This window comes from Glutamicibacter sp. HZAU, from assembly GCF_004100365.1.
Taxonomy (GTDB): domain Bacteria; phylum Actinomycetota; class Actinomycetes; order Actinomycetales; family Micrococcaceae; genus Glutamicibacter; species Glutamicibacter nicotianae.
In genome coordinates, this window is sequence record NZ_SCKZ01000009.1 from 29,626 (window position 1) to 56,429 (window position 26,804).

At 64.9% G+C, this 26,804-nt stretch carries 28 protein-coding genes and 1 pseudogene; 11 read left to right on the plus strand and 18 right to left on the minus strand.

Translation table 11 applies throughout. The annotated features are described in order from the left end of the window. Window positions 1-57: 57 nt before the first annotated feature. The gene (locus EKH49_RS13980) at window positions 58-1,155 is read left to right on the plus strand and encodes an FUSC family protein (protein ID WP_128471321.1); all 1,098 of its coding nucleotides are present in this window, start codon (window positions 58-60) and stop codon (window positions 1,153-1,155) included. Here the strand turns inward: EKH49_RS13980 and EKH49_RS13985 are convergent. Then, window positions 1,152-1,691, minus strand: coding sequence for an NUDIX hydrolase family protein (locus EKH49_RS13985; protein WP_038992495.1), 540 nt, complete (start codon window positions 1,689-1,691; stop codon window positions 1,152-1,154). The two genes, EKH49_RS13980 and EKH49_RS13985, sit on opposite strands and share 4 nt — an antisense overlap. Before the next feature lie 209 nt (window positions 1,692-1,900). Between EKH49_RS13985 and EKH49_RS13990 the strand changes: the two genes are divergently transcribed. Continuing rightward, a complete protein-coding gene (locus tag EKH49_RS13990) occupies window positions 1,901-3,349 on the plus strand; it encodes an MDR family MFS transporter (protein WP_128471396.1) in 1,449 nt (482 codons plus the stop codon). Between the two features lie 138 nt (window positions 3,350-3,487). Further along, window positions 3,488-4,264 carry a 3-hydroxyacyl-CoA dehydrogenase gene (locus tag EKH49_RS13995; RefSeq protein WP_128471322.1) on the plus strand — a complete coding sequence of 259 codons (777 nt, stop codon included), beginning with the start codon at window positions 3,488-3,490 and terminating at the stop codon, window positions 4,262-4,264. 25 nt (window positions 4,265-4,289) lie between these two features. Here EKH49_RS13995 and EKH49_RS14000 read toward each other — a convergent pair whose 3' ends face one another. The 4 genes from EKH49_RS14000 to EKH49_RS16930 form a co-directional block, all read right to left on the minus strand. After that, window positions 4,290-5,189: a hypothetical protein gene (locus tag EKH49_RS14000; protein ID WP_128471323.1), complete on the minus strand. Its 900-nt coding sequence runs from the start codon at window positions 5,187-5,189 to the stop codon at window positions 4,290-4,292. A 72-nt stretch (window positions 5,190-5,261) separates the two neighbouring features. After that, window positions 5,262-6,284: a pseudouridine synthase gene (locus tag EKH49_RS14005; RefSeq protein WP_128471324.1), complete on the minus strand. Its 1,023-nt coding sequence runs from the start codon at window positions 6,282-6,284 to the stop codon at window positions 5,262-5,264. A 46-nt stretch (window positions 6,285-6,330) separates the two neighbouring features. Further along, a complete protein-coding gene (locus EKH49_RS14010; protein WP_128471325.1) occupies window positions 6,331-7,161 on the minus strand; it encodes a DNA-formamidopyrimidine glycosylase family protein in 831 nt (276 codons plus the stop codon). 77 nt (window positions 7,162-7,238) lie between these two features. Further along, a complete protein-coding gene (locus tag EKH49_RS16930; RefSeq protein ID WP_236641171.1) occupies window positions 7,239-7,466 on the minus strand; it encodes a hypothetical protein in 228 nt (75 codons plus the stop codon). On the opposite strand from EKH49_RS16930, the gene EKH49_RS17195 reads away from it, so the two are divergent. Together EKH49_RS17195 and EKH49_RS17200 are read left to right on the plus strand one after the other, a co-directional pair. Beyond that, window positions 7,380-7,610: a MaoC/PaaZ C-terminal domain-containing protein gene (locus EKH49_RS17195; protein WP_442903512.1), complete on the plus strand. Its 231-nt coding sequence runs from the start codon at window positions 7,380-7,382 to the stop codon at window positions 7,608-7,610. The two genes, EKH49_RS16930 and EKH49_RS17195, sit on opposite strands and share 87 nt — an antisense overlap. Further along, window positions 7,597-7,731, plus strand: a complete 135-nt coding sequence (locus tag EKH49_RS17200) for a hypothetical protein (protein ID WP_442903511.1) — start codon at window positions 7,597-7,599, stop codon at window positions 7,729-7,731. Before EKH49_RS17195 ends, EKH49_RS17200 begins: the two co-directional genes overlap by 14 nt. A 25-nt stretch (window positions 7,732-7,756) precedes the next feature. Here the strand turns inward: EKH49_RS17200 and EKH49_RS14020 are convergent, their stop codons facing one another. From EKH49_RS14020 to EKH49_RS14035, 4 genes are all read right to left on the minus strand, one after another. After that, window positions 7,757-12,424, minus strand: a complete 4,668-nt coding sequence (locus EKH49_RS14020) for an ATP-dependent helicase (RefSeq protein WP_128471326.1) — start codon at window positions 12,422-12,424, stop codon at window positions 7,757-7,759. 223 nt (window positions 12,425-12,647) lie between these two features. Continuing rightward, a complete protein-coding gene (locus EKH49_RS14025) occupies window positions 12,648-12,947 on the minus strand; it encodes a transcriptional regulator (protein ID WP_128471327.1) in 300 nt (99 codons plus the stop codon). Further along, window positions 12,931-13,383, minus strand: a complete 453-nt coding sequence (locus EKH49_RS14030) for a hypothetical protein (RefSeq protein WP_128471328.1) — start codon at window positions 13,381-13,383, stop codon at window positions 12,931-12,933. The genes EKH49_RS14025 and EKH49_RS14030 overlap by 17 nt, the downstream gene beginning before the upstream one ends. Window positions 13,384-13,467: 84 nt before the next feature. Continuing rightward, window positions 13,468-13,926: a 23S rRNA (pseudouridine(1915)-N(3))-methyltransferase RlmH gene (locus tag EKH49_RS14035; protein ID WP_128471329.1), complete on the minus strand. Its 459-nt coding sequence runs from the start codon at window positions 13,924-13,926 to the stop codon at window positions 13,468-13,470. A gap of 63 nt (window positions 13,927-13,989) precedes the next feature. Here EKH49_RS14035 and EKH49_RS14040 point away from each other — a divergent pair, with 63 nt between their 5' ends. Beyond that, a complete protein-coding gene (locus tag EKH49_RS14040; protein ID WP_161567532.1) occupies window positions 13,990-14,703 on the plus strand; it encodes a phosphatase PAP2 family protein in 714 nt (237 codons plus the stop codon). Here EKH49_RS14040 and EKH49_RS14045 read toward each other — a convergent pair. Then, window positions 14,672-15,643, minus strand: a complete 972-nt coding sequence (locus EKH49_RS14045) for a D-2-hydroxyacid dehydrogenase family protein (RefSeq protein ID WP_128471331.1) — start codon at window positions 15,641-15,643, stop codon at window positions 14,672-14,674. The two genes, EKH49_RS14040 and EKH49_RS14045, sit on opposite strands and share 32 nt — an antisense overlap. A 98-nt stretch (window positions 15,644-15,741) precedes the next feature. Next, window positions 15,742-17,589 carry a calcineurin-like phosphoesterase C-terminal domain-containing protein gene (locus EKH49_RS14050; protein WP_128471332.1) on the minus strand — a complete coding sequence of 616 codons (1,848 nt, stop codon included), beginning with the start codon at window positions 17,587-17,589 and terminating at the stop codon, window positions 15,742-15,744. A 174-nt stretch (window positions 17,590-17,763) separates the two neighbouring features. Between EKH49_RS14050 and EKH49_RS14055 the strand changes: the two genes are divergently transcribed. After that, on the plus strand, window positions 17,764-18,897 hold the full coding sequence (locus tag EKH49_RS14055) for a hypothetical protein (protein ID WP_128471333.1): 1,134 nt from the start codon (window positions 17,764-17,766) through the stop codon (window positions 18,895-18,897). 49 nt (window positions 18,898-18,946) lie between these two features. Continuing rightward, the gene (locus EKH49_RS14060) at window positions 18,947-19,378 is read left to right on the plus strand and encodes an acyl-CoA thioesterase (RefSeq protein ID WP_128471334.1); all 432 of its coding nucleotides are present in this window, start codon (window positions 18,947-18,949) and stop codon (window positions 19,376-19,378) included. On the opposite strand, the gene EKH49_RS14065 is transcribed toward EKH49_RS14060, so the two are convergent. Continuing rightward, the gene (locus EKH49_RS14065) at window positions 19,375-20,037 is read right to left on the minus strand and encodes an MmyB family transcriptional regulator (protein ID WP_236641172.1); all 663 of its coding nucleotides are present in this window, start codon (window positions 20,035-20,037) and stop codon (window positions 19,375-19,377) included. The genes EKH49_RS14060 and EKH49_RS14065 overlap by 4 nt on opposite strands. Window positions 20,038-20,082: 45 nt before the next feature. Beyond that, a complete protein-coding gene (locus tag EKH49_RS16935; protein WP_236641173.1) occupies window positions 20,083-20,226 on the minus strand; it encodes a hypothetical protein in 144 nt (47 codons plus the stop codon). A 384-nt stretch (window positions 20,227-20,610) separates the two neighbouring features. Here EKH49_RS16935 and EKH49_RS14070 point away from each other — a divergent pair. The 3 genes and pseudogenes from EKH49_RS14070 to EKH49_RS14075 all read left to right on the plus strand — a co-directional run. Further along, window positions 20,611-21,345 (plus strand): annotated as a pseudogene (locus tag EKH49_RS14070) (benzoate/H(+) symporter BenE family transporter); the annotation flags it as partial. Window positions 21,346-21,403: 58 nt separating this feature from the next. Further along, complete coding sequence (locus EKH49_RS17065; protein ID WP_269088446.1) at window positions 21,404-21,703, plus strand: benzoate/H(+) symporter BenE family transporter; 300 nt, start codon at window positions 21,404-21,406, stop codon at window positions 21,701-21,703. A gap of 101 nt (window positions 21,704-21,804) precedes the next feature. After that, complete coding sequence (locus EKH49_RS14075) at window positions 21,805-22,596, plus strand: aspartate dehydrogenase domain-containing protein (protein ID WP_128471335.1); 792 nt, start codon at window positions 21,805-21,807, stop codon at window positions 22,594-22,596. A 3-nt stretch (window positions 22,597-22,599) separates the two neighbouring features. Here EKH49_RS14075 and pcaC read toward each other — a convergent pair whose 3' ends face one another. The 5 genes from pcaC to pcaH all read right to left on the minus strand — a co-directional run bounded on the left by pcaC (window position 22,600) and on the right by pcaH (window position 26,785). Continuing rightward, a complete protein-coding gene (gene pcaC / locus EKH49_RS14080) occupies window positions 22,600-23,007 on the minus strand; it encodes a 4-carboxymuconolactone decarboxylase (RefSeq protein ID WP_128471336.1) in 408 nt (135 codons plus the stop codon). A gap of 20 nt (window positions 23,008-23,027) precedes the next feature. Continuing rightward, the gene (locus EKH49_RS14085) at window positions 23,028-23,825 is read right to left on the minus strand and encodes an alpha/beta fold hydrolase (protein WP_201739620.1); all 798 of its coding nucleotides are present in this window, start codon (window positions 23,823-23,825) and stop codon (window positions 23,028-23,030) included. After that, window positions 23,807-25,213, minus strand: a complete 1,407-nt coding sequence (locus tag EKH49_RS14090; RefSeq protein ID WP_128471337.1) for a lyase family protein — start codon at window positions 25,211-25,213, stop codon at window positions 23,807-23,809. The genes EKH49_RS14085 and EKH49_RS14090 overlap by 19 nt, the downstream gene beginning before the upstream one ends. A gap of 144 nt (window positions 25,214-25,357) precedes the next feature. Then, window positions 25,358-25,936, minus strand: a complete 579-nt coding sequence (gene pcaG / locus EKH49_RS14095) for a protocatechuate 3,4-dioxygenase subunit alpha (RefSeq protein ID WP_128471338.1) — start codon at window positions 25,934-25,936, stop codon at window positions 25,358-25,360. Next, window positions 25,937-26,785, minus strand: a complete 849-nt coding sequence (gene pcaH / locus EKH49_RS14100; RefSeq protein ID WP_128471339.1) for a protocatechuate 3,4-dioxygenase subunit beta — start codon at window positions 26,783-26,785, stop codon at window positions 25,937-25,939. Window positions 26,786-26,804 lie beyond the last annotated feature (19 nt).

The window sequence follows — 26,804 nt, forward strand, 5'->3', positions numbered from 1 at the left end:
AGGCAAAGCGCGAATAATGGGGCATACGTGTTGTGTCCAACGCGACGGAAGGAAGATGTGGCCCTGCAGAATCTGAAGGAGTCCGCCAAGACGCTGGTGACGCTGGGGCCTGCCCGCAAAGACCACTGGATCGGCTTGCGCACTGGCGTAGGTGTTTTTGCGCCACTGCTTGCCCTTTTCGCGATTGACCGGCTGGACCTGGTGGTCTTTGCCGTTTTCGGTGCCTTCACCGGCGTGTATGGGCGCGTGGATGGCTACTGGAACCGCTTGCGGATGCAGGTCCGTTCCGGTGCCTTGTTCTTCGCGGTGATTGCCTTGGCGCTGGCCGCTTCCCACTGGTGGATCGACCATTCGGACCCCGGGATCAAGCAGTGGCAAGTCGTTGGCGCGACGACCCTCGTTGCCGGTGCCTGTTCGGTGCTGGTCGGTTTCATGCGGTTGCGGCCTGGCGGTTCGCTGTTCCACATCTTCGCCTTTGCGGCGATTGCCTCGATTCCTGGGCCCGTGCCCTTTGGCGAGGCCCTGCTCGTGGCGGGCTTGACGATCTTGCTGTCGATAGCCATCGGCGCTGCCGGGGCGCTCGGGCAGTGGACCAGCCTGTGGAAGCGCACCCCGTTGCCGCCGCTGTCGGATAACGTCCGCAAAGCCATCTGGTGGGAAGGGCTGTTCTATATCCTGACGGCCGGCGTCGCCGGTGCCCTGGCCAATACCTTGGGCAACAACCTGGAAGCCGGGCACAACTACTGGGCTATGGTGGCGGCGGTGGTTCCCCTGGTTGGGCACACCACTAGCCTGCGCATCCGGCGCGGCATGCACCGTATGCTCGGCACCTTGGTGGGGGTGATCCTGATGGCGATCTTGATCTTCCTGAATCCGCAGGTGTGGATCCTGCTTGCCTTCATCGGCTTCTGCCAGTTCATGGCCGAGCTGCTGGTCATGCGCAACTACTTCTTGGCGCAGGTCTTCATTACCCCGATGGCACTGGTAGGCGTCTCGCTGGCCACAGGCCTGAGCGGCTCGGTGATGTACGACCGCGTGGTCGAAACACTGATCGGCTGCATCGTGGGCATGCTCGGCGTGCTCTTGGGAAGCTGGGTCGGATCGATCGTCAAGCGTCGTCAGGGAATCATCCCCAAGGGCGGAAAGCAGAACTAGATATTCACTCCGACGTGGGCTAATGCCTGACGGAGAATGTTTTCACGGCCGCCCGCGAACTCGCCCTGGATATCCGAGCTGAGCGCTTCGGTTGGCGAAAGCCAGGTCAGTTCCAAGGCGTCGGAGCGCGGGCTGGTCTCGCCGCGGACCGGCACGATGTAGCACATGGACACTGCGTGCTGGCGATCATCGGTCAGGCCGGTTTCGCTCGGTGCCGGGAAGTACTCGGCAACGGTGAAGGGCACCGGTGATGCCGGAAGCTGCGGCAGCACCATGGTGCCCAGATCCTTTTCGATGTGGCGGATCAACGCTGCGCGAATGGTCTCGCGGTACATCACCCGGCCCGAAACGAAGGTGCGCAGCATGCGGCCGTCGTCATCGCCGGTCAGCAGCAGGCCCACCTCGTTGACGTAGCCCAGCGGATCCAGGCGCACGGGAATGGCCTCGACATAGAGCATCGGCAGGCGCTGGCGTGCCTCGTAGAGGTCTTCTTCGGAGAGCCATCCAGGGTATGGGTCAGGAGTGCGCACATTCATGGTTCTATCTTGGTACACAAACCCCCGACATTCCATGAAGCTGGATCTGTGTTGCCGAACTCACTGATGCAGATTTCCCGCAACCCTAGTGCGCCGCAATCCCAGGCGATAAAATCGGTAGAGCTATTTGAATTTCTAGCCCGGCGAACAGCTGCAGGCATCAAATGGCATTTCCTTTTTCCGAATCCTCGTGGAAGCAGATTCCTGCCGTGACGAACGCTCCAGAACGACTGAGCAAACAGAATTTCACCACGATTGCGGTGCTGATTGTTTCCAGCTTCGTGGTCATCCTGAACGAAACCATCATGAATGTGGCCCTGCCTGTGCTGATGGTTGAATTCAATGTCACCGCTGACGCAATTCAGTGGCTGTCAACCATCTTCATGCTGACCATGGCCGTGGTCATTCCAATGACCGGCTTCTTGCTGCAGCGGATGAGCATACGTAATGTCTTCGTCTTGGCTATGGGCCTGTTCACACTCGGCACCCTGCTGGCTGCCGCTGCCCCGGGCCTGGGCATCCTGCTGCTGGCCCGCGTCATCCAGGCCAGCGGTACCGCCATCATGATGCCGCTGCTGATGACCACCATTTTGCATCTGGTCCCGGCCGAGCGCCGTGGCGTGCTGATGGGCAACGTCTCCATCGTGATCTCCGTAGCTCCGGCCATCGGCCCGACGCTCTCCGGCCTGATCCTGCAGTTCCTCTCGTGGCGGTTCATGTTCATCGTGATCATCCCGATCGCCGTAGCGGCACTGCTGATTGGTACTCCGCGACTTTCCAAGGACGTCGACGGTGCCTCGACTCCGCTGTCCGTTCCTTCCTTGATCCTGGCGATCCCGGGATTCGGCGGACTGGTCTACGGACTGAGCGGCCTCTCGGCAGGGGTCACCCCGCTGAACCTGGGCATCCTGGTCGGAGCGGTCCTGTGCCTGGTCGCCTTCGTCTTCCTGCAGCTGAACCTGCAGAAGGAGGACAAGGCGCTGCTGGATTTGCGTCCGCTGAATTACAAGGATTTCACCCTTTCGCTGGTGCTGATGATGTTCTCGATGATTTCGCTGTTCGGCGTGATTATCCTGCTGCCGATGTTCTTCACCAGCGTGCTGGGCATTGAGACCCTGACCACCGGCCTGATCATGCTTCCGGGCGGCCTGCTGATGGGCATCCTGGCACCGATGGTCGGCAAGCTCTACGACAAGGTCGGCGCCCGTCCGCTGATCGTTCCCGGCGCCGTGGTGCTGCTGGTATCCCTGCTTGGGTACGCCATGATCCTGAACGCGAATACCCCGATTTGGCTGCTGGTTGTCATGCACCTGGTGATGAGCTTGGGCCTGGCCTTCATCTTCACCCCGGCGTTCACCACTGCGCTGAACCCGTTGCCGCACAGCCTGCACTCGCATGGTTCGGCCCTGCTGTCCACCTTGCAGCAGTTGGCTGGCGCCATGGGCACCGCGCTGCTCGTTGGCGTTGTCGCCGCGGCCACCGCCTCGAAGATCGCGGACGGCGTCGACCCGCTAACCGCTTCGGTTGAAGGCTTCCAGCCTGGCTTCCTGGTTGGTGCCGCTTGCAGCGTGGGCATCGTGGTCATCGGCTTCCTGCTCGGCGGGAAGAACAAGTCCGTTGCCGCTGAAGCCGAACCTGCAAAGGTTCCGAGCCACTAGGCATCAGAAGCGTGCGAGAGCCGCTGGATCCCATCAAGGGATCCAGCGGTTTTTCCATGCCTGCTGGCAAGCTTCTTCGCCTGGACGCAACTGGCCAGTAATGTAGATCACAGGTTCACTGTCTACGAAGGAGCAAGCATGCAGTTGCAGGATTCAGTCGCACTCGTCACCGGAGGCCTGTCGGGATTGGGGCGCGCCACGGCGCACATGCTGGCCGACCGGGCCAAGCACGTGGTGGTGCTCGACCTGCCGCGCGAGGATGGCGATGAAATCGCGGCTGAGATCGGGACGAATGTCCGTTTCGTGCCGGCCGATGTCACCGACGCGCAGCAGGTGGCCACCGGCATCGAACGTGCCAAGGAACTGGGCACCCTGCGCGTGCTGGTCAATTGCGCCGGCGTTGCGACACCTGGCAAGGTGCTGGGCCGTGACGGGGTGCTGCCGCTGGAACGCTTCGCCAAGGTGCTGGACATCAATGTCAACGGCACCTTCAACGTGATCCGCCTGGCCGCAGAAGCGATGGCGCATAGCGAAGCGCTAAACGACGAGCAGGGAACCACCGAACGCGGCGTCATCATCAACACCGCTTCGGTGGCCGCCTTTGACGGCCAGATCGGACAGCCCGCCTACGCGGCATCCAAGGGAGCCGTGGCCGCGATGACCCTTCCCCTGGCTCGCGAGCTGGCGAGCCACCAGATCCGCGTCATGACCATCGCCCCGGGCATTTTCCATACGCCGATGATGGCAGGATTGCCGCAGGCAGCCCAGGACTCGCTCGGTGCCCAGGTGCCGCATCCATCGCGCCTGGGACGTCCGGAAGAATACGCGGCCTTGGTGGAGCATATCGTGGCCAATCCGATGCTCAACGGCGAAACCATTCGCCTTGATGGCGCCATCCGCATGGCACCGCGTTAAGCATTTGTGGCGGGCGTGGCAGAACCTAGAATTCTACGGTTTTGCCGCGCTGCGCACGGTGCTCGGCATGGCTGATTTGGAACCGGCGGTTCTCGGCCATCAGGAACACCAGCAGGGCCATGAAGATCCAGATCGCGCAGACCCACAGCGGCGCTGAATCATTGAGCCAGCCCTGGATGGCGGCAGCAATCATGCAGATTCCGTAGCCGCTGGCCAGGGCATGGCGGCCGCGCTCTGAATGGGCGAAAGCGCCGGCGGCCACCGAGATTCCGGCCGTTATCAGGGCGGCCTGGATTCCGTGCTCGCCGTCATGCCATCCGACCGCGGCAAACCACAGCTGCAGGGCGTAAACCGTGCTCGCACCTGCAAAGAAGCTGATCGGGGCGTCGGTGGCCCAACGCTCTAAGCGGTTGCGCGCAGTATTCTTGTTCAGCTGCAGTACTCCGTACAGGGAGAGCAGCGAAGCGATGGTCGCTAGGATGGCAGCGCCGACGGGCATGAAGCCGGACGCCAGGGTGACGGCGCACGCCATCAACGCTGTTGCCGGGATCGAGTAGATGGAAATGATCCGCTGGCGCCGGGCCGACAGCTGGTCGCTGCGCAGCGAGAACGCTGCGCTGAGGACCAGCGCGATGGCAAGTGCCGGCCACAGCACCGAGTGCACCAGGCTGGTATCCAGCAAGCTGGCTTGGGCTCGTCCATGCAATCCGGAAGACAACGCCAACGTGGTCAGCAACAGCAGCAGGCCCGAAGCGCCCAGCAGATATCCGCGTATCTTGTCGAAGGGCTCCACCACAGGGTTGGGGCGATGATCCGGTGGTGCATAGGGCAACTCGAAGGAGGTCCGTTCGCTGGCCGATGCCATGGCGGAACGGGCCGAGGCCACGAGGGAATCAAGTTGCGGGGTCGACTCGTGTTCGGCCATCTTGCCTTCATCCTTATGTGTCACGGGCTATTGGGCACCAGCTTAGGTCAATTCCTCCCACATGAGAAGGGGTTATTGAGCTGAAGGGGCTTCCGTCAGCCGTTGTTCACTGCTGAAGCTGCGTTCGGCGCCGGTCAATGGATCGGTGAAGGAAATCGTGTGCGCCAGCAGCTGCAGTGGGCGCCGGTAGTCATCAGGAGCCAGATCCCACAGCCGTGGATAGAACGCATCATTGATGATGCCCAGACCCAGGGAAGCCAAGTGGATCCGCAGCTGATGGGTCTTGCCTGAATGCGGTTCCAGATCCATCAAGGCAACCTCGGCCCCGGAATGGAAACCATGGCTGGTTCCAATGGTCTCGACGTTGATCAGGGTCTGCGCGTTCGGCTCGCCTTCTTCCACAATTGAACGCAGCTGGCCCTTGACCTTGGACATCCGGTTCTCGAAGACAAGCGGCATGCGCTGCAGCAGATCACGCAGTTCTGTTTCGGTTTTGACCTGCGAATGCCCGCCGTTGGGTTGCAGCACCCGTCCGGTTTCCAGGCCATCACCGGGTTGCAGGGCGACGACCGCCTTGTAGCGCTTGGCAATCTCCCGGCGCTCGAAAAGCATCTGGTAGGCGCCCCGGGTCTGCGGATTCACCGCGAAAAGGATGACGCCGGCGGTGGCGCGGTCCAGCCGGTGCATCGGCACCAGGTCGTCGATGCCGGTCTGGTTGCGCAAGCGCACCAGCGCGGATTCCTGGATGAAGCGTCCACCGGGTGTGGTGGGGAGGAAGTGCGGCTTGTCCACGACCAGCAGGTGCTCGTCCTGGTGCAGGATTCTGGTCTCGAATGGGATCGGGGTTTCTTCCGGCAAGGAGCGGTAGTACCAAATGAATTCATGCTCGCCCAGGGGAGTCTGGCGGGTGAGCGGAGTGCCGCCCAGGCCAACGATCTGCTGCTCATCGAAGCGGCGCAGAATGCCCTCGGGATCGACATGGCCAAAGCGTTCGAGCAGATAATCGGCGACAGTTGCCCATGAACCGGTCCGCGGGAGTCGAAGCCGAGTTGCATTGACGCCGTTGCGAACGGGAAGCGGGGATTCCATAGCCATATCGGCTATTCTCCCATCTTTGCCGGGAGCACGCTGATCCGCGGCCTCAGCTGCGCGGTGCCGGCTGGCAGGACGGGCAAACGTAGCAGTCGCGTTCCAGCCCTGCGTCGTCGGCGGCGATCTTCAATACCTGGATTGTGGTGCCGCAGCGAGGGCAGGGCTTGCCGGCACGCCCATACACCCAATAGGGTTCGCGGGTGCGCGCCAGGCCGGTGGTGACCCGGCGCGGACGGTCCTTGTTGACCTCCAGCAGGCGCCGGGACATCTCGATGGCCCTTTCCAGGCCCACTACCTGCCCCACCGGCGTCAGCGGATGCAGCCGGGTGAGGAACAGGACCTCGCTGCGGTAGATGTTGCCGACTCCGGCCATCAGCCGCTGATCCAGCAGCGCCTCGCCGATCCCGCGCTGCGGCTGGGCGCGGAAGTTCGCCGCCGCCTGCTGCGCATCCCAATCCGCGCCGAGCAGGTCCGGACCCAGATGGCCTACCAGTTTCTGCTCATCGGCCGTGGGCACGAGCTTGACCTGGGCGATGTCGAAGCCGACCGCGGTGATCTCGGCGAAGTGCAGCACCACCCGGGCGGTGTGCGCGGCGCGCTTGAAGCGTTCGCCAGCGCCGTAGAGATCCCAGCGGCCCTCCATCAGCAGGTGCGAATGCAGGGTCAGGGGAGGATGGTTGAAGGCAGGGTCTGGGTCCGTGGGCGGATGCAGGCGCACCAGCAGGTGCTTGCCGCGCGGGACCACTTCGGACACCATGTACCCGGCCAGGTCCACGGTGGACAGCGACGGAACCCGGAAGTCCGAGCGAACGATGGTTTTTCCGGCCAGCGCGCGATGCAGCCGCGCGGTGGCCCGGTAAACGGAATCTCCTTCTGGCATGCGTCCTCCCTCGAATCGATCCAGGAACCCATCGTACGGTGCAGCCGTAACGAAGCGCAGTTCGTCGCGGCCGTGGCCTACGCTGGGCGCATGACAGTGCAGCAAAAGAGCAGATCGATCCAACCGAACCGACCATCTATGCCGAGAATCTGGCAGTCGGGGACATAGTCGATTTGGGCTCGTGCAAGATGACCGAAGAGGATCTGCACGAGTTCGCCATGCAGTGGGATCCGCAGCGGTTCCACACCGACGAGGAATTTGCGCAGCAGGGTCACTTCGGCGGCATCATCGCCAGCGGCATCCACTCGTTGGCGATCCTTCCAGCGCCTTGCCGTGCTGGGAGCCTACCGGCACTGGTGGGTAGTGGCCGGCAGGGCGATGGAGAACATCCAGTTCCATGCTCCGGTGCGGCCCGGCATGGAACTGCACGGGCAGATGGAAATCACTGATATCCAGTTCAAGCGCGAGGACCGCGCCCTGGTCACGCTTCAGGGCACGCTCAGCTGCGACGGGCAGGTGCTCTTCGAGATCACCAATACCGCCTGGATCTGGGGCAGGGCGCGCAAGTAGTTCCCGCGGCTGCTCCCGCTGCGGCCTAGCGCCGGAAGCGGATCCCCTGCGGGGTGGAATAGAATCCGGCCGCCAGCAGCGCGTGGGCGAGGGGGTGCTCAAGGACCGGGTCGCCGTTGACCGTGGCGATGGCCAGCTTGTCCACCGTCGCGGTGCGCAGCACTGCCACCAAGTTACCTGCCAGCAGCCGCCATGCCTCATCGCTTGGCTCGCCGAAAGCGAGCACGGTGCGCCCGCCGCGTTCCAGGTAGAGCGCCAGTTCTCCGTCCAGCAGACCCACGATCGCCCCGGCCTTGCGCCCCGGGCGATGCCCGGTCTGCGTGGCCGGCCACGGCAGGGCCGCGCCGTAGGGGTTGGCCGGGTCGGTTGAGGCGAGCACCACAGCCTGCGGCTGGCGCTGCGGGTCATCGGGCAGGGTGAAGGTGCGTAGCCGGTCGATGGTGTTGGCGGTGGAGAACTGCGCGGCACCGAGCTTCTCGATGAAGTAGCCGCGGCGGGCATGGCCCGCTTCTTCCAGCTTGGACAGCACCCGGTAGAGCTGGCCGAATCCGCCGGGCACGGATTCGGCGGCCACCGAACCGCGGGTAAGCACCCCGTAGCGTTCAAGCATGATTTCCGCGGTGGCATGCGCTGCGATGGTCGGGTCCAGTGACGGGGCGGGCAGCAGCGACCAGCGGGCCGAACCGCGGGTGTTGCGTGCCAGCGGTCCGGCCGCCTGTTCCCGGGCCAGCCGGGTAAGCCCGGAGAGCCGGTTCAGCCGGGCGGCACGGGCGCGCGGTGCCGGCTTGGCGATCTTGTGCGCGGTGGTGCCTCCGGCCAGGTAGCCGCGTACCGGGGCGAGGGTATCGGGGGAGATGAACCCCGCCCAGAACAGCTGCCAGCAGGCCTCGGTGAGCTCCTGCTCGGTGGGCGGCAGCCCTTCGTCCGGGTGTAGCCGGGCGGCGAGTTCCTGCACGAAATAGGCGCCGGTGGCGTCGAAGGAATCGAGCATCCGGCGGGCCAGCGAATCCAGCTGGGACGTGTCAGGGGCAGGCAGGCTCAGCGAGGCGAACTCGGCGGTGTGCAGCGAAAGCCAGCCGTCCTTGCCGCCGGCGGCTCCGGCACCGCAGATCAGCACGTCGCCGCTGCTGGTCAGCTCGTCAAGCCACGACGCCTGGTAGCCGTGCAGCCTGGCGGGCAGGATGAACGACTCCAGCGCCGAGGCGGGAACTTCAACCCCCGCCAGCTGGGTGAGCACCTCGTAGAGCCCGTCGCTGCCTTCCAGCCGGGAGCCCACCTGCTGCCAGGCGGGCAGGAACCGTCCGAAGGCGGGCTGGTCCACCGGCTCCACCTCGGCGCGCAGCGCGGCCAGCGAACGGGTGCGGATGGTGCGCAGCACCGAGACCTCGCAGTATTCATCGCCACTGATTCCAAACGGGATCAGCTCCACCGGACGGAACGCGCCCAGCGACAGGCGGCCGGCGGCCACCAGCTGGTCGAGCACCGGGCGCAGCACCGCGACGCCCAGGCCGAGTGCGGCGGACAGCTCAGAGAGCGTGAACGGGGCGTGGGTGCGGGCGAAGCGGGACACCAGGTCCTCAATTGGCTGGGCCGCCGGTTCGAGGAAGGCGGTGGGGATGCCGGTGGGCAGCGGGGTACCCAGGGCATCGCGCAGCTTGCCCGCGTCCTCGATGGCCGCATAGGCCAGTTGCCCGGCGACCCGCAGGGTGAAGGCGCGGCGGGTGGCCACGAGGGATTCGGCATGGGCCCGGGCGGTCTCGGCATCAAGGGCTTCCTGCTCATCGTCCGGGGAGCGCAGGCGCTGCGCCAATTGCTCTGCACTCAGCGGGCCGAGCAGGCGCAGCAGGTCGGCGGCGCCTTCCATCCCGGATAGCCGGCGGTTGGGCGCCAGGTGCTGCAGCTGCTGTTCGAGGGCGGCGATGACCTGCGGGTCGAGGATTTCGCGCACGTCGTTGCGTCCCAGCAGCTCGCCGAGCAGCACCGGGTCCAGGCTCAGCGCGGCGGCCCGGCGTTCGGCCAGCGGGGCGTCGGTCTCATAGAGGAACTGGGCCACGTAGCCGAAGAGCAACGATTGGGCGAAGGGCGAGGGAAGCTCGGTGGTGACTTCCACCAGCCGGATGGCGCGGGAAGAGACCTGTCCCAGGATCTCGGTCAGGGCCGGCAGGTCGTAGACGTCGTTCAGGCACTCGCGTACGGTCTCCAGGATGATCGGGAAATCCGGGTAGTTGCGGGCCACGTCCAGCAGCTGGCTGGCCCGCTGGCGCTGCTGCCACAGCGGGGTGCGCTTGGTCGGGTTGATCCGGGGCAGCAGCAGGGCGCGGGCCGCGCATTCGCGGAATCGCGCGGCGAACAGCGCCGAGTTGGCCACCTGGCTGGTGACCACATCCACGATCTCATCGGCCTCGAAGGCGAAGAGCTCGGCACCCGGCGGCTCATCATCCATGGCCGGGATGCGCAGCACGATACCGTCATCCGCGGCCATCGCAGAGGCGTCCAGGCCCCAGCGTTCGCGCACGCGCGCCCCGATGGCCAGCGCCCACGGGGCGTGCACCGCCAGGCCGAAGGGCGAATGCAGGATGACCCGCCAGTCGCCCAGCTCATCGTGGAAGCGTTCCACTACGAAGGTCTGGTGGTTGGGCACCTGCCCGGTGGCCTGTCGCTGCTCGCCCAGGTAGTTCAGCAGGTTCTCGGCCGCGAAGGGATCCAGCCCGTGCTCGCGCAGCGCGGCGGCGGATTCGCTGCGCTCGCCGGCCAGCAGCCCGGTAGTGAATTCGCCCAGCGCCGCTCCGAGTTCCACCGGGCGGCCCAGACCGTCGCCGTGCCAGAAGGGCAGCTTGCCGGGCTGGCCGAAGGCCGGGGTGACCAGCACCCTGTCGTGGGTGATGTCCTCGATGCGCCAGCTGGTGGCGCCCAGCGCGAACACGTCGCCCACGCGGGACTCGTAGACCATTTCCTCGTCGAGCTCGCCCACCCGCTTGGGGGCCTTGTCATCCTCGGATCCCGCAAGGAAGACGCCGAACAGTCCGCGGTCCGGGATGGTGCCACCGGAAATCACCGCGAGGCGCTGGGCGCCGGGGCGGGCGCTGAGCACTCCGGCATCGCGGTCCCAGATCAGCCGCGGCTTGAGGGTGGCGAACTCGTCCGACGGGTATTTGCCCGCCATCATGTCCAAGGTCGCCAGGTACACGCTGCGCGGCAGCTGCTGGTAGGGCGCGGCCCTGCGCACGGTGTCGTACCAGGCTTCGACCTCAAGGTCCTCCATGGCCACCGCGGCCAGGGTCTGCTGGGCGAGGACGTCGAGCGGGTTGGCCGGGATGACCATTTTCTCGATCTTGCCTTCGCGCATGCGGGTGACCACCAGTGCGGTAGAGAGCAGGTCCGCGCGGTGCTTGGGGAAGAAGATGCCCTGGGAGACCGAGCCGACCTGATGACCGGCACGGCCCACGCGCTGCAGCCCGGAAGAGACCGAATTGGGTGATTCGACCTGGATCACCAGATCCACCAGGCCCATGTCGATGCCCAGTTCCAGCGAGCTGGTGGCCACCACGGCGCGCAGCTTGCCCAGCTTCAGGTCTTCTTCGATTTGGGCGCGGGCATCCTTGGAGACCGAGCCGTGGTGGGCCCGGGCCAGCAGGGGTGCCTCTGGGTTAGAGGCGGCGGTGGACCCGGCCTGGGCCATCAGCACTGCCGGGGTGGACGTGGAAGTATCCGCGGTGCTGAACCCCTCGCGTTCGGCATAGATCTCGTTCAGCCGCCCGGTCAGGCGTTCGGCCAAACGCCGGGAGTTGGCGAAGATGATCGTGGAGCGGTTCTCCAGCACCAGATCCACCAGCTGGTTTTCAACGTGCGGCCAGATGCTGGCCGAGGCCGCCGGTGAGGAACCGGGTCCCAGGTCGTGGGCGCCGGCCGCCGACGGCAAGTCGGTCATGTCCTCGACCGGGACCCGCACCGCGAGCTCCCACTTCTTGGTGGATTTCGGGCGCACAATATTTACTAGTGCCGAGCCTGCCAGGAACCGGGCGACTTCTTCGGGCGGTTCCACCGTGGCCGAGAGCCCGATGCGCTGGGCCGGGGCAGCAAGCATCGCGTCGAGCCGCTCCAGGGACAGGGCCAGGTGGGTGCCGCGCTTGGTATTGGCGATGGCGTGGACCTCGTCGATGATGACGGTATGCACCTGGTCCAAGGTTTTGCGGGCCTGGCTGGTGAGCATCAGGTACAGCGACTCGGGCGTGGTGATCAGGATGTCGGGTGGGTCCTTGAGCAGTTTGCGCCGGTCATTGGCCGGGGTGTCTCCGGAACGTACGCCCACGGTGACCGATGGCTGGGAGAGCCCCATTTCGTGTGCGGTGGAGCGGATGCCGGCCAGCGGGGAGCGCAGGTTGCGCTCCACGTCCACGCCCAGGGCTTTCAGCGGGGAGATATAGAGGACTTTGGTTCCGGTGCCTGCCGGGTGGTCCGCATCGGATTCCATTCCGGGCAGCGCTGGCGCGTCGAGTTCCGCATGATGCAGCCGGTCCAGGGCCCAGAGGAACGCGGCCAGGGTCTTGCCTGACCCGGTGGGGGCGATGACCAGGGTGTGCTTCCCGTCGGAGATGGATTCCCAGGCGCCGCTCTGCGCCGCTGTGGGCGCTGAGAACACGTCGGTGAACCACTTGCGGGTGGCCACACCAAACCGGGAAAGCACATCACTCATGGAATCGATACTACGTTCTGGACTCGACAGTTCGGGAACAGGAACCGCCCAAACTGAAGCGGTGGCCAAGTAGAACCCTGCTCAGGCATTCACATGAATCCGCCATGCCAATGGTTGTTGGAATAAGCGTTGGCATGAGTAATGCTTGCCATCGATTAGCGAAGCCAAAGCTATGTTGCGGGGTGCTGTGGTGCCGTTTCACATGCTCAGCTCGCGAGAATTCTTATCCTTCGGTAATTTCACGAAGGGCGGCGACGTGGCCAACGTATGCTCTGCGGCCTGCCTTCGTCTGCGAAACGCGCACGTGGCTGCGGCCCAGCTTGGTGAACCGCTCGATGCCGACATATTCGGCATCGGCGAGCTGCTTGAGGTGCTTGCTCAGAACCGAGTCGGCGATATCGAGGAGACCGCGAAGGTGTGCGAATTCAGCCCACTGAACCGGAGCCAGGCTGGCACAGATGCGCAGCCGCAATGGAGCGTGGATTAATTCGTCGAACCGGGCGTCGCTAGACGACTTGGTCATTGCCGTCCTCCAGGCGCGCCATGTTGTAGGCAGCTTGCATCTTGGCCACCAAGAACATGCAGGTTATAAAGGTGACAAGAATCTTCGCCACAACTTCCTCTACCTGTGCCGCTTCCCAAAACCTCAGGCAATTGACCAGCAGGATGCCGAGGAAGAAATATCCTGCATAGGCGCCCGCCAGCAGGCTCGGGGTATCGGCCAATGTCCGTGGCTTTGCGCGACGGCGCCGGGCCAGCACGTACCAAAGGATCAACGGTATATACAGCAGTGCTGTCCAAAAAGCCTGGGGCGGGTAAGCCTGGAACAACGTGAGGACTACGGCCGAGACTGCGACCAAGGTGGTGGTGAAGCCGCGAGGACTCCCGGAAGTCTGGACCATCTGCTGTGAGTCCTGCTCGGCAGATTGCAGCAGCTTGGCCGCGTGCTGTCCGTCCATGAAATCGCCTGATGAAGCCATGAATTACTCACTTTCCGTCACGGAAAGTCTCGTCTTTCCATGTCAGAAAATCAAGGGATTGGCTTAAATGTGGTGGTACTTGCCGCCGGCCAGGATGTCCTGCGCCCGGTAGAGCTGCTCGGTGAGGATCAAGCGCACCAGCTGGTGCGGAAAGACCAGCTTGGACAGCGACCAGATGAAGTTGGCGCGGGCATGCACAGTGGGGTCCACGCCGTAGGCGCCGCCGATGATGATCACCACATTGCGCGAGGAATCGATCGGTGTGCGCAGGGTGTCGGCCAGCGCGGGGGAGTCCACGTTCTTCCCTCGTTCATCGAGCAGCACGACGAAGTCGCGGTCATCGATCTTGGCTAGGATGCGTCCGGATTCCTCGCTGCGGGCAGCGTCGTTCTCGCGCGAGGAGTGGCTCAGCAGCTGCCAGGAAAGGTCGAAGGGCTTCTTCAGCCGCTTCTCGTAGCGGGAAATTCCCTCGTCCACCCAGGATTCGTGTTTCTTGCCAACTGCCAGGACCTTGATCGTCATGCTTCCATTGTTCCGCATCCAGCGGGTTCAGCGCTTCGCTTCCACCCCGATACGATGGAAGCCATGAGATCCTCTTGGTATTTCCGGCACGGCCAGCGTCCTGGCGGCGCACAGGTGCTGTGGATCATTTTCGGGCTGGTCGTCGCCATGTTCTACTTCACCCGCAGGGTGCTGGTGTCCCTGCATGCGGGCGGATGGGCCAAGGACCTGGACGCCCCGGCATACCAATTGGCGCTGGAGCACCAGTCGCCGTTCCTGTTCGCGGTCTCCGACTTCCTGTACTTCTGGGGATCCACCCCGGGAATGACCATGATCATGCTGGTGATCACCGGGCTGCTGTGCTGGAAAACGCGCAGCGCGTGGCCGCTGGCGGCCGTCGCGTTCACGGCATTGGTCTCGGTGCTGCTGACTGTTATTCTCAAGGCCAACCTCCAGGTGCCGCGTCCCCAGGGCATCCCCGGGGGACCTGCGCCGCCCGAAACCTTTTCATTCCCCAGCGGGCACACGCTGAACTCGGCGGCGCTGATCGGTATCGCCAGCTACCTGGCGATCATTTACGGGCTGCGCCGCTACGCGTACCTGATCGCCATCATCGCGGCGCTATTCGTGCTGGCGATGGGCGCCTCGCGCATCTACATCGGGCACCATTGGGTTTCGGATGTGCTGGTGGGCCTGCTGATCGGAGCCGCCTGGGCCGCCGTGGTGGCAATCCTGCACTACTTCTTCGTGCCGCGGCCCGCAGCTTCTAGGCCAGCACGCGGATCGGCGCGCCGCTAGCCCACGCGCGGAGATCTTCCACCGCATCGCGGTAGAACATCTCGAACTGCTCGATGGTCACGTAGCCGATATGCGGGGTGGCAATCACGCCCCTGGTGTTCGCCAGCCGGTCCTGGGCCGGCAGCGGTTCCACATCGAAGACATCCACCGCGGCCAGGTGCAACCGCCGGCTTTCCAGCGCGTCGATGAGCGCGTCGGTCTGCACGATCCGGCTGCGCGAGGTGTTGACCAGGATGGAATCGGGCCGCATCCAAGCCAGCTGCTTGGGCCCGATGACCCCGGTGCTGCGTTCGGAGAGCTTCAGGTGCACGGTCACGATGTCGCTGGTGGAAAACAGTTCGGCCTCCGAGACCAGCTCCACGCCCGCTTCGGCTGCTCGCTCTTCGGTGAGGTTCTGGCTGTAGGCGATGACCCGCATGCCGAAGGCCAGGCCAACTTTCGCCACCCTCGACCCCAGATTTCCCAGGCCGTAGACGCCCAGGGTCTTGCCGGACAGGCCCATCCCCAACGTGGTCTGCCAGCCCGAGTCGGCCGCCAGCGGGCGGTCCGCGGAAAACAGTTCCACATCCAGTCGGCGCACGGCGGAAAGAATCAGCGCCCAGGTGTGCTCAGCGGCATCGGTGGCCACATAGCCGGTGTGGCTGACCACGATGCCCCGGTCCTGTGCTGCCTGCAGGTCGATGGATCCGTTGCGGCGACCGGTGGTGACCAGCAGCTTCAGGTTGGGCAAAGCGTTGAGCCGGGCGGCCGGAAAGGGCGTGCGCTCGCGCATGGCGACAATGGCGTCGAAGGGCAGCAATGCCTCGATGACAGTGTGGTCCTCATGGCCCAGGTGCTCGGTGAAGACGGTGATCTCGGCGTCCAATTCGGCGGCGAGGCCATCGAAATCGGCCAGCGAGCGGGCCACGTTGTGGTAATCATCAAGGATTGCAATGCGCATGGCTTCATCCTAGGCATCTGCGGCCGCTGCTGTCCTGTCACTGGCGTAACAAAAAGCTGGTGCCTGCATCATGCAGGCACCAGCTCAAAGCGGCGATGCTACTGGAGAACCGTGAAGTCCAGCTGCTCGGTGTAGGAACGCCCATGCACGTCGGTGGCCGTAACCGTCGCGGTGTGCGCGCCAACCGGGAGGTCATCGGGCAGTTCCAGGCGCCACAGGTGGCTGGTCTTCTCGGCGAAGCCGCCGCCGTGGACGAACTGCTCGGCGATGGCAGTCGGATCCGAGTACTCGGCGCCGGTCAGCGGGCGCTCGCCAGCCATCTGCTGGGTCCGCTCGGCGGATACAGGGTCCTGGCCGTCAATGGATACCTCGACGGTTGAACCGGTGCTGCCCATCCAGAAGTTCGCGGTCAGCCAGGTGTCCTGGGCCAATCCCTGCCGGCTCACTGCCAGCGGGTCGGCCAGGGGCTGGACGGTGCCGCGTTCCTTGTCCAGATTCTCTTCGTACCACTGCCGGTACTCAGGGGTATTCAGGCCTAGCGACATCTGCTTGCTGGGATCCTGGCCGGTGGCGGTGAAGCGCTCCACGACGTCGGTGTTCTTGATGTCCAAGGTGAGCACGCCCGGCGGGGTGCCGTCGCGCTGGATGGAGGTCGGGTAGCCGTTCTCGGAGACCCGGCCGTCATACCATTGCCCGGAAATTGCCGGGACCGTCAGGTGGGTGAAGGGCAAGCCTGCTTCGCCGACCTCATCGCGCCAGCCGTCCATCAGGTCCCCGGTGCGCAGGTTCTCCGACATATGGGTGTGCCCGCCCAGGGAAACGGCTTCGCGTCCCTCAAGCAGCTCGTAGATCTCCTTGACCTGCTTGGTGGAATGCTCGTCGCTGTAGAAGAACTCGAGCATCGGGCTGTGCCCGGCCAGCACGATGGCCTTGTTCTTGGGAACCTTGGCCAGGTCCTCGCGCAGCCACTGCAGCTGGCGCTGGCCCAAATCATAGGTGTAGTCGCTCTTCTTAGCTGGAACCGCAGTGGGGTAATCGATGGTGCTCAGTGCGATGACGTGCGTTTTGCCGGTGTCGTAGGAGTAGTATTCCGGGCCGAACTGGGCGCGGAAGGAATCGAACTCATGCTGCCCGTCCAGCGAATCGTAGTCGATGTCGTGGTTGCCCGGCAGGAAGCGGGCCGGGCCGTTGAGCATGGAAGAAAGCTCGCGGGTCTGGTGGAAGAAGGTCAGGTCATCGCCCACGAGGTCGCCGATGAACAAGACGCCGCACCCGGTGTAGTCGGTGCGGGCCGCCAGATCGGCGAAGGCGCCGTCCCTGGCGTATTCGACTTCCTGCTGGGTGTAGGTCTGCACGTCCGCGCCGATGACGCAGCTCTGCTCCGGCGATTGGGTGGCGCTGCTGCGCACCAGCGGGAAGTTGACCGCCTCGGGCAGCGGGCCGGTCGGGGCGATGCCGTCGTACTTCAATTCCGGGGAGCCTCCGGGCAGGTGATTGTAGAAGAACTGGGCGACGTTGTCCTCGTCAACCGGTACCTGGAAGCCGCGCGGCTGGGTGACGAATGCGGTCATGTTGTTGTAGGCCGGCAGTTCGTAGCGGCCCTGTTCGTCGGTGGACACAACGTCGCGGCCGTTGGACACCGTGACGTTCGGCAGGCCGGGTTCACCGGCATCCTGCTTGGAGTTCTTGTTGCGGTCCTCGAAGACCACGCCGTCCAGCGTCTGTTGATCGGCGGCGTTGCCGCTATTTTTAGCAGGGATGACCTCGACGGACCCGCGGTAGGCCGAGGAGCTCCAATCCGCGGTGGTCTTGGCGGCAGGCGCCGCTTCGACTTCTGGGCTGGCGCTGATCAAAGCGGTGGAAGCGGCAATGGCAACCAGGCTTCCGGCGGTCAGATGCAGTGGGGTGAGATGATTGGTTTTGCCGGGTCGAGCGAAGAATTTCACGTACGTTCCTCCGGGTGGGGGGCAATCTGCCGGCCCGTTGGCCAGCCGTATCCCACGGTGCCAAGGACAGGTGAATTGCAACCCATGCCCAGGTATTGTCGATTCATCGATCCCGTAAATAGTTATCGACTGTCTTGGCAGGATTTAGGTATCTCCAGCTAATGAAATGAAGTGGTGGCGATGGAACTGGTGCAGGCGCTGATGGCAGGCGCGCGGGGACGCAGGTTGCTGTGGGAATTCGCAATTGCCAGCGAAGAGCAGCTGCAACCGGAATTCGCGGAGCATCCACTGCGGGCGGCGATGTTCTATGCCGCGCATCGGGTCGCGGTCGAACGTGGCGAGAGCGTTGGCCTGTTTGGCATGGACGAGTCAGGCGTGCCCGATATCAGTGTCGAGGAGATTGCACGGCTCCTTGATGTCGCCAGCCTGGTGACGCCCACTGCGGCGCTCCTGCAACACGCGCTAGTTCGTTCGGTGGACTACGCGCGCTATTGGCAGGAACCGGATGGGGAAGACACCCTGCTGGCGTTGCCGGCTTTCGCCGCGCCTCTTGAGCGGGTCGCCCGGCATCTGGCGGACAGCGGGCTCGCGGACTGGTGGATGGATCCCGTGGATCTGCGCAACCAGTTCAAGGTGGAGTTCGACCAGCATGATCCCGTGGGTAAGTCGCAAGCTCCCGATGACGATGCCCTTGGCATTTTGCAGGACTGGAGAGGCGCGGTTCTCGCGACGGAAGCCCGCGATGCCGCGGAACTGCATAACAGCCAGCTGGGCAGCTTCAGTGGCGAATGGTGGTCCAAGCCCAGCAGCCGCCTGCCCGCCAGCACCGGTATCTTCCCTGGCGGCGAGCCTGTGGGCCTGAGCTGCGTGGAAGACGGTTTCGGGTGGGAGCAGGCCAGCGTCAGGCACGCTAGTGTGCCTCCCGCAGCGAACGTGCTGGAGATCGCCACGGCGGAGGACTGGATCCGTCTCTGCCGCGAACACGGCCTCGAGGTGTCCGCGCAGAAGCGCCACGACTGGTATCTGGCTACTGGGCGCGACGGCGCATGGATGATCCCTGATTGGCTGGCAGTGGCGCGCGACTATGACGGGGTGCATCTGGGCATTGGTGCTTATCTGGCGCTCGCCGGACAATGCCTGGAGATCGATGAGAAGTACGCCAGCGTGATTGCCGGGTGGGATCCGGACCAGACGTTCTGGTTCACCGGTGAGCTTCGCTGCTACGGGCCAGCGCAGGAATGGATTTGCCTGGACGCCAGCAACGAGGAAGCACGGTGGGTGCCTGCTGGCAATGTTCCAAGTTCATGAGCTGTCACGGGCGCAGTGGCCAGCCCCGGTTTCTGGTGCAATGGGTTTCATGAGTGAAGCGAAAAACGATGAACTGGCCGCCGCAACCGAGATCATCTTGCAATTGCGCTGGTCGGATCAGGATGCCCTGGGCCATGTGAACAATGCGCGCATCGTGACCTTGATGGAAGAAGCGCGCATCCGCTGGACGCGCGAAGACGGAACCACAGGCCGTTTCGAATTCGGCACAGTAGTGGCATCCATCCAGATCGACTACCTGCGCCCGCTGTACTACCAGCCCGAGATGCTCATCCGCATGGGCATCAGCCGGCTGGGCAACAAGTCATTCACCGTGCGCGGCATCGGCTACCAGGATGGGCAGCCGGTATTCGACTCGACCACGGTCATGGTTCCGCTGGCAGCCGATGGCGTTTCGTCCCGCCCATTGAACGAGCTGGAGCGCAGCTGGCTCAGCGAATCGCTGATCCCGGCACACGGCTAGCCTCTCGGCGCCGCGCCCGGGCTCTTGAGGCGCGCCTCCAGATCGCGCAGCTTCGCTTCGGATTCCGAGCCCGGCTCCGTGGTGTAGATGAACAGGGTCTGGTCAGTTGCCCCGGTCACGTCCAGCGCCTCGTAGTTGACCTCCAGATAACCCACGTCGGGGTGGGTGAACCTCTTGATCCCATCCCGCCGCTCCACCACCCGGTGGTCTGCCCACCAGGTACGGAATTCTTCGCTGTTCATGGACAGCTCTCCGACGAGCTGCGCGAGCAGCGGATCGTGCGGATGGCGCCCGGCATCCAGGCGCAAGGTGCCGACCATCGACGCGGAGACCTGTTCCCAGTCGGCATAGCGCTGCCTGGCTTCGGGGTCGAGGAAGGCCCAGCGGATCAGGCTGCGGTGGCGCACCGGTTTGGCGAGGAAATCGGTGAGCAGGCTGGCGGCCAGCGGATTCATGCCCAGCACCTCGGTGCGCCGGCCGCGGATGAAGGCCGGATGGGCGGTGAAGGAATCCAGCAGCTTATGCAGGGATGGGCGCACCCGCTGGACGCTGCTCGACGGGCTGTTGCGCCCGGAGCCGGAGACCGAGCGGGCCAGATTGAATAAGTGCCCGGTCGCCGCCTCATCCAGTTGCAGGGCCCTGGCCAACGCTCCGAGCACGGATTCGGAGGGGCGCTTGTGCCGGCCCTGTTCCAGCCGGGTGTATTAGTCGGTGCTCACCCCGGACAGGACCGCGACCTCTTCGCGGCGCAGCCCGGGCACGCGGCGCCGGGGACCGCCATCGCCTGCCGGACTGACCAGAGCCCGCCGGGCCTTGAGGAACTCGCCGAGCTCGGTATTGGAATTCATCGGTGCTGTCCTTTCATCCGCGGGCCGCATTGCCCCGGTCTCATCCTAGTTCTGCCTGCGGTGCTGGTCCGAGGCCAGAACTATCCTAGGACTGGCATACCCCGGATCAACGCGCCACTTCCCACGGCACCCTAAGCGCTGCATTGGTGATGGACTATTAGTGCCACTGCCACCGTCATCCAGGAGCGCGCATGCCCAAGCCATCCAGCAACCTGACTACCCGCGAATCGACCCCAGCAACCGCGCGACCCGCTGCTGGAACGGCCCGCGACGCGTCCTGCCGGGATCCGCGCGCTGCTGCGCGATCTGGGCGGAGCCTATGCCAGCAATGGAGTGATCGGCCTGGTCTTCTCCGCTTCGGGCCCCATCGCGGTCACCCTTGCCGTGGGGGCCGCCGGCGGATTGTCCCAGGCCGAGATGGCTTCCTGGGTCTGCGGGATCTTCCTTTCAGCCGGGTTGGCGACCATCGTGATGTCGCTGCTGTACCGCCAGCCGCTCGGATTCGCCTGGTCCATCCCCGGCACGGTGCTGCTGGGCCCTTCGCTGCAGCACCTGTCCTTCCCGGAAGTGGTCGGGGCGTTCTTCGTCTCGGGGGTGCTGGCCCTGGCACTGGGAGCCACCGGGGTAGTACGCCGGATCATGGCGGCCATCCCGATGCCGATTGTGATGGCCATGGTGGCGGCGGTCTTCCTGCGCTTTGGCACCGACATCGTCTCATCCACCCAAGCCAACCCGGTGGTGGCCGCTCCCATGGTGCTGGTCTTCGTGCTGCTTTCCGCGGTGCCTGCGCTGGGCCGAAAACTGCCCCCGGTGCTGGGCACGCTGATCGCCGGCGTCATTGCCGTGGCAGCCAGTCGGCAGTTCGCGCTGGACGCTGCGGGCGGGCCAATACTTGCCACCCCGGTGTTCACCGCACCGGAATTCACCTGGGCCGCGCAGCTTGAACTGGTGGTGCCGCTGGCCATCACCGTGCTGATCGTGCAGAACGGCCAGGGCGTTGCGGTGCTGCGTGCCGCCGAGCACCAGCCTCCGGTCAATGCCTCCGCGCTGGCTTCCGGCGGTTTCTCGATCCTCAACGCCTGCCTCGGCGCGGTGTCAGCCTGCGTCACCGGGCCGACCAACGCGCTGCTCACCTCATCGGGGGAGAAGCACCGCCACTACACGTCGGCGGTGGTCTATGGATTCATTGTCCTTGGTCTTCGCACTGCTGGCCCCGACGCTGACCCGATTCATGCTGGCCACCCCCGAGGCGTTCGTGCTGGCCTTGGGAGGGATCGCCATGCTCAAGGCCCTGCAACAGGCATTCGTGACCGCCTTCGCCACGAAGTTCACCTTTGGCGCGCTGGTGACATTTGTCGTGACAATTTCCGGCCTGGACCTGTTCAACATCCATGCGGCGTTCTGGGGGATCCTCTTCGGCTATGCCGCCTCCCGGCTCATGGAGCGCGGCGACCATGCCTCCGCGGCCGGGCAATAGCGCGGAGCTCCTGTCGTTCCGGGACCACGCCGGTTCGTGATGGTCGCGCCAGCTGGCTAAGCTGGCGATAGCTGGCATCAAAGAATTCGGACAGGACGGTCATGGCCGCGGGCAGCATGTATCGGGTGGGAGTAATGGGCTATGGCGCCATCGGCTCCGTGGTGGCGGATCAATTGGCTGCCGGGAGCGTGGCGGGCGCCCAGCTTGAAGGGGTGATCCTGCGCCGGCATCAGCCGGGGCTGGAACATGAACAGTTGAATCTCCAGCAGGCGCTGGAGCGCTGCGACCTGGTGGTCGAATGCGCGGGCCAGCACGCTGTGCGGGAGCATGCGGTGCGCATCCTGGAGGCAGGGGTCGACCTCCTGGCCAGTTCCATGGGAGCGCTGGCCGACCCGGATCTTGCCGCATCAGTGCAAGCTGCCGGGCCAGGCCGGCTGATCAGCACCGCCGGGGCCATTGGCGGATTGGACCTGTTTGGTGCGGCGGCACGAATGGGCGGCATCGAGCAGGTGCTGGTTACGACGCGCAAGCTGCCGGCCACCTTGGTGCAGCCGTGGATGGATGCGCGGCGGCGCCGCGAACTGGAGCAGGCCAGCGGCCCGGTAGAGGTATTCAACGGTCCGGCTGCGGTGGCGGCCCGCGACTTCCAGAAGTCGCTGAATGTCGCCGCGGCAGTGGCCTTGACAGTGGGGGATTGGGACGCGGTGCAGGTCAGGCTGCTCGCCGATCCGGCGGCAGAGCTGACCGAGCACCTCATCGAAGCGCACGGGCCAGCCGGCGAGTACAGCTTCTCGGTCAGGAATTACCCATCGCCGCGCAACCCGCGCACCAGCGGCATCGTCCCGTGGGCCTTGCTGCACTCGATCCAGCAGGCCGCGGATGCGCGGCGCTAGCGGCTAGTTGCCTTCGGCCGCCGCGTACTCGTCCAGCACCTTCTTGCCGATCTTGAACGCCACATTCGCTGCCGGAACGGAGCAGTAGATGGCGCACTGCAAGAAGACTTCCTTGATCTCTTCCGGGGTCATGCCGTTGCGCAGGGCGGCGTGCACATGCATTTCCAGCTCTTCCCAGTATCCGCCGGCAATCATTGCGGTCAGCGTGATGGCGCTGCGAGTGGTGCGTGGCAGGCCTTCGCGGGTCCAGATGGTGCCCCAGGCGTAGCGGGTGATCATTTCCTGGAACTCGTCGGTGAACTCGTTCGAGTTCTTGGTGGAACGATCCACGTGCTCATTGCCCAGGACCTGGCGGCGCACCGCCATGCCGGCATCATAGGTGTCGCCGGGAAGGCGCGATGATTCAGCCATTGTCTGCTAATCCTCTCTGCTTAGTTGGACAGGAAGAACCCGGACAGCAAGGCCGCAGTTTCTTCCGGTGCCTCGGCCGGGGCCAGATGGGCTGCCGAATCAATGATCGCCATGGTTCCGTGCGGTGCATGCTCGGCAACGAATTCCGCGTCGGCCGGAGGGCAGACCTGGTCCTGCGCGCCGTTGATCGCGATGATCGGGTCGCTGGTGGAGGCCAGCTGCTCGCGCACGTCGAAGCCTGCCAGGGCGCCGCAGACGTGGGCGTAGGCGAAACGGTCGGCGTCCTGCAGGCTGTGCAGCAGCTCGGTGCTGATCACCGGCTGCTTCTCGATGAAACCGGGCGCGAACCAGCGTTCGGCGGAACCGGCGACCATGGTCGGGGTACCCGCCTTGGCGACCAGCTCGGCACGGTCGGTCCACGCTTCCGGGGTGCCGATCTTCGCCGCCGAGCATATGGAGGACAACCCGTTGAAGAAGCCTGGGTGGTCTACCGCCAGCTGCAGTGCGGTGGCCCCGCCAACCGAGACTCCCGCGTAGTACAGCTTGGACCCCTCGGCGATGACGCCGTCGGCACGCAGTGCCTGGACAACCTCGGTGACACCGGTGGCCAGTTCGGCCAGCGTGAATTCCTCGGTGGATGGCTTGCTTTCGCCATGCCCCGGGAGATCCCAGGCGATGACCTGGAAGTGCTCCTTGAGGTACGGCAAGGCCGGTGCCCACAGCGGCAGGGCGGCGGTGCCCAGCGAAGGGCCGGCAATGAGGGTGGGAAGTTCCTTGCTGGTATGCAGCAAGGAAGGGGTTAGTTGCGGGACTGCCATAGTTCCTTCCGTGCCGAGTAATCGGCGAGTACGGTATCGGTGAAGCGATCCGCGGCACCGAGGTAGCCGGCTGGATCAAGTAATTCGTCGAGGTCCTTGTCGCCCAGATCATGGGTGGGGACTTCCAGGCGCAGCAGCTCGCGCAGGGATACCTCCTCGTCGAGGCTGCGGCGCACCAGCGTCTGGATGGCAGGTTTTCCGCCAACCACCAGCGGTGACAGGACGGCCGCGAGGCGCTCGGAGAGCACGGCATCGCCGCCCAGGGCAAGGTTGCGTTCGATGGCTGCAAGGTTCACGCTCAGGCCATTGGCCAGGAATGCGGCGTGGAAGGCGGCACCGGAAGCCAGCCGGGCCAGTTCGCGCAGTGCGCTCCATTCGGCATGCCAGCCGCCATCGGGGCGTTCATCCACTGCGGTGCCGGCGGCAGTGAAGAGGGTGGAGAGCAGGCCGGGGGCGCTGAATGCCGCATTGCGCAGCAGCACCGAGCGCACCGGATTCTGCTTTTGCGGCATGGCAGAGGAGCCGCCCTTGCCAGCCTCGCGCGGTTCGGACAACTCGCCGATTTCCGGGCGGGAGGCGGTGAGCACATCCGCGCCGAAGGTCCCCAGCGCGGCAATGGCCGAACCCAGCGCGGAGCCTAGCTGGAGAATCGGCATGCGGTTGGTGTGCCAAGGCGTTCCCGGATCCGCCAGGCCCAGCAGGCCTGCCAGCTGCGAGGCCAGCGACTTGCTCGTGGCTGTTGTTTCCGCATGGCTGGAGAGCAGCTGCTCCAAGGATGCGAGCGTTCCCACCGCTCCGCCCCACTGCAGGCGCAGCTGCCCGGCCGCGGCATCCAGCTGCCGTTCGGCATCCAGCACGGCAGATAACCAGCTGGCCGCCTTCCAGCCCAGGGTAGTGGGCAGGGCATGCTGGGTCAGCGAACGGGCAATGCACACGGTGGACCGGTGCTCGCGCGCCAGATCCGCCAACCCGCCGGCGGTGCTGCGCAGATCGGCCAGCGTGAGCGTGATCGTCTTGGACAGCACCAGCATCAGCGCGGTGTCGATGATGTCCTGGCTGGTCGCCCCGCGGTGCAAGGCGGTGCTGGCAGTTTTCGCCGCGCCATCATGCGTGAGCAACTCGCGCATCATGCCCAGCAGCGGGATCAGCGCATTGGCGCCATCCGGTGTCTTGGACGCCAGCAGCGCCAGGTCGTAGCGGTCCACGCTGGCCACCTCGCGCACCGCCTGCGCATCCTCCATGCTGCACAGGCCGGCATCCGCCTGGACCTGCACCCAGGCGGCTTCGGCATCCAGCATCCCCTGGACAAAAGCCGCGTCGCTGGCCAGCGCCGAGGCCGCGGTACCAGCCCAGGCAGGGGCCAGTACGCCGTAGTCTGCGCCTTCCATTCAGTCCCTCGATTCTTAGCTTTAAGCGTGCACGCCGTTCTTCTAGAACTCTAGTGCCCGGCAACGGGCGAAACCCCGCCGGGTGCTTCAACGCCCGTAACAGTACGGGCGCCGGGGCAGCCTGGCGGGGTGGCGCGATGGGTTCTAGCTTTCGCGCGGGTAGGAGAGGAACACCGTCTCGTTCTCGCCCTGCAACCGGATATCGAAGCGCAGCGAGCCGTCCTGTTCGCGGGTGGCGATCAGCGTGGAGCGTTCTGCTTCGCTCAGCGATGCCAGCAGCGGGTCATTGGCCAGCGCCTCGGTGTCCTCCGGCAGGTAGATGCGGGTGAACAGCCGGTTGAGCAGGCCGCGGGCGAAGACCGTGAGCATGATGAACGGCGCCTTGCCTGCTTCGGTGGGGCCAGGGTTCACCGTGGTGAAGGTGTAGTGCCCGACATTGTCCACGGCCACGCGGCCCCACCCGGTGAAGGTGTAGCCGTCGCGGACCAGCGAGCCGTCGCGCGAGACGACCTTGCCGTGCTCGTCGGCCTGCCAGATTTCCAGCAGCGCGTCCGGGATGACCTCGCCGTTGCCATCGGTGATGACCCCGTGCAGGCGCACCGAGTTCGGGTTGGCCTGGCTGGCCAGCTCGTTGTCCTTCTCGAAGGGCAATGCATAGCCGTAGAACGGGCCGATGGTCTGTCCCGGGGTCGGGACGAGTTTCAGTCCAGGTGCCTGTGCCATTTAGTGCTCTCCCTCTTCGTCTTCCATCCAGGTGCGGTTGCTGCCGGTGAGCACGATGTCCCAGTTGTAGCCGGTGGCCCATTCGTGGCTGGTCAGCGAATGGTCGTAGGTGGCGACCAGCCGGTCGCGCGCCTTCGCATCGGTGATCGACTGGTAGATCGGATCCAGCGAGAACAGCGGATCGCCCGGGAAGTACATCTGGGTGATCATGCGCTGGGTGAAGTCGGTGCCGAACAGCGAGAAGTGGATGTGCGCCGGGCGCCAGGCGTTGTGGTGGTTCTTCCACGGGTACGGCGCCGGCTTGATGGTGGTGAACGAGTATTCGCCGTTCGGTCCGGTGATCGCCCGGCCTACGCCGGTGAAGTTCGGGTCGATCGGGGCCGGGTGCTGGTCGCGCTTGTGGATGTAGCGTCCGGCGGCGTTGGCCTGCCAGATTTCCACCAGCTGCCCGGCCACCGGGCGGCCGTCGCCATCCAGCACGCGGCCTGCCACCACAATGCGCTCGCCGATCGGCTCGCCGTTGTGCTGGATGGTCAGATCCGATTCCAGTGCGTGCACGTCGCGCTGGCCGAAGGCCGGGGAGTGCAGCTCGATGGTTTCCGGATCCGCGTGATGCAGGTTCTTGGTCGGGTGGCGCAGCAGCGAGGAGCGGTAGGGGGCGAAATCGATGCGCGGCTGGGTTTCGGCCTTCTTGCCGGCCAGGACTTCCTGGCGGTAGGCCTCGTGGATGTCTGCGATTTCGCCGCTGATCTCATCCTGGCTGGCGGTGGTTGCCGCCGGGTCCAGCAGATGCGAGTTGGCGAAGGATTCGGCTTCGGTGCCGTCCTGGGGCGTGGTGCCGGTGCTCAATGCGGGCTCCTTTCAAGGA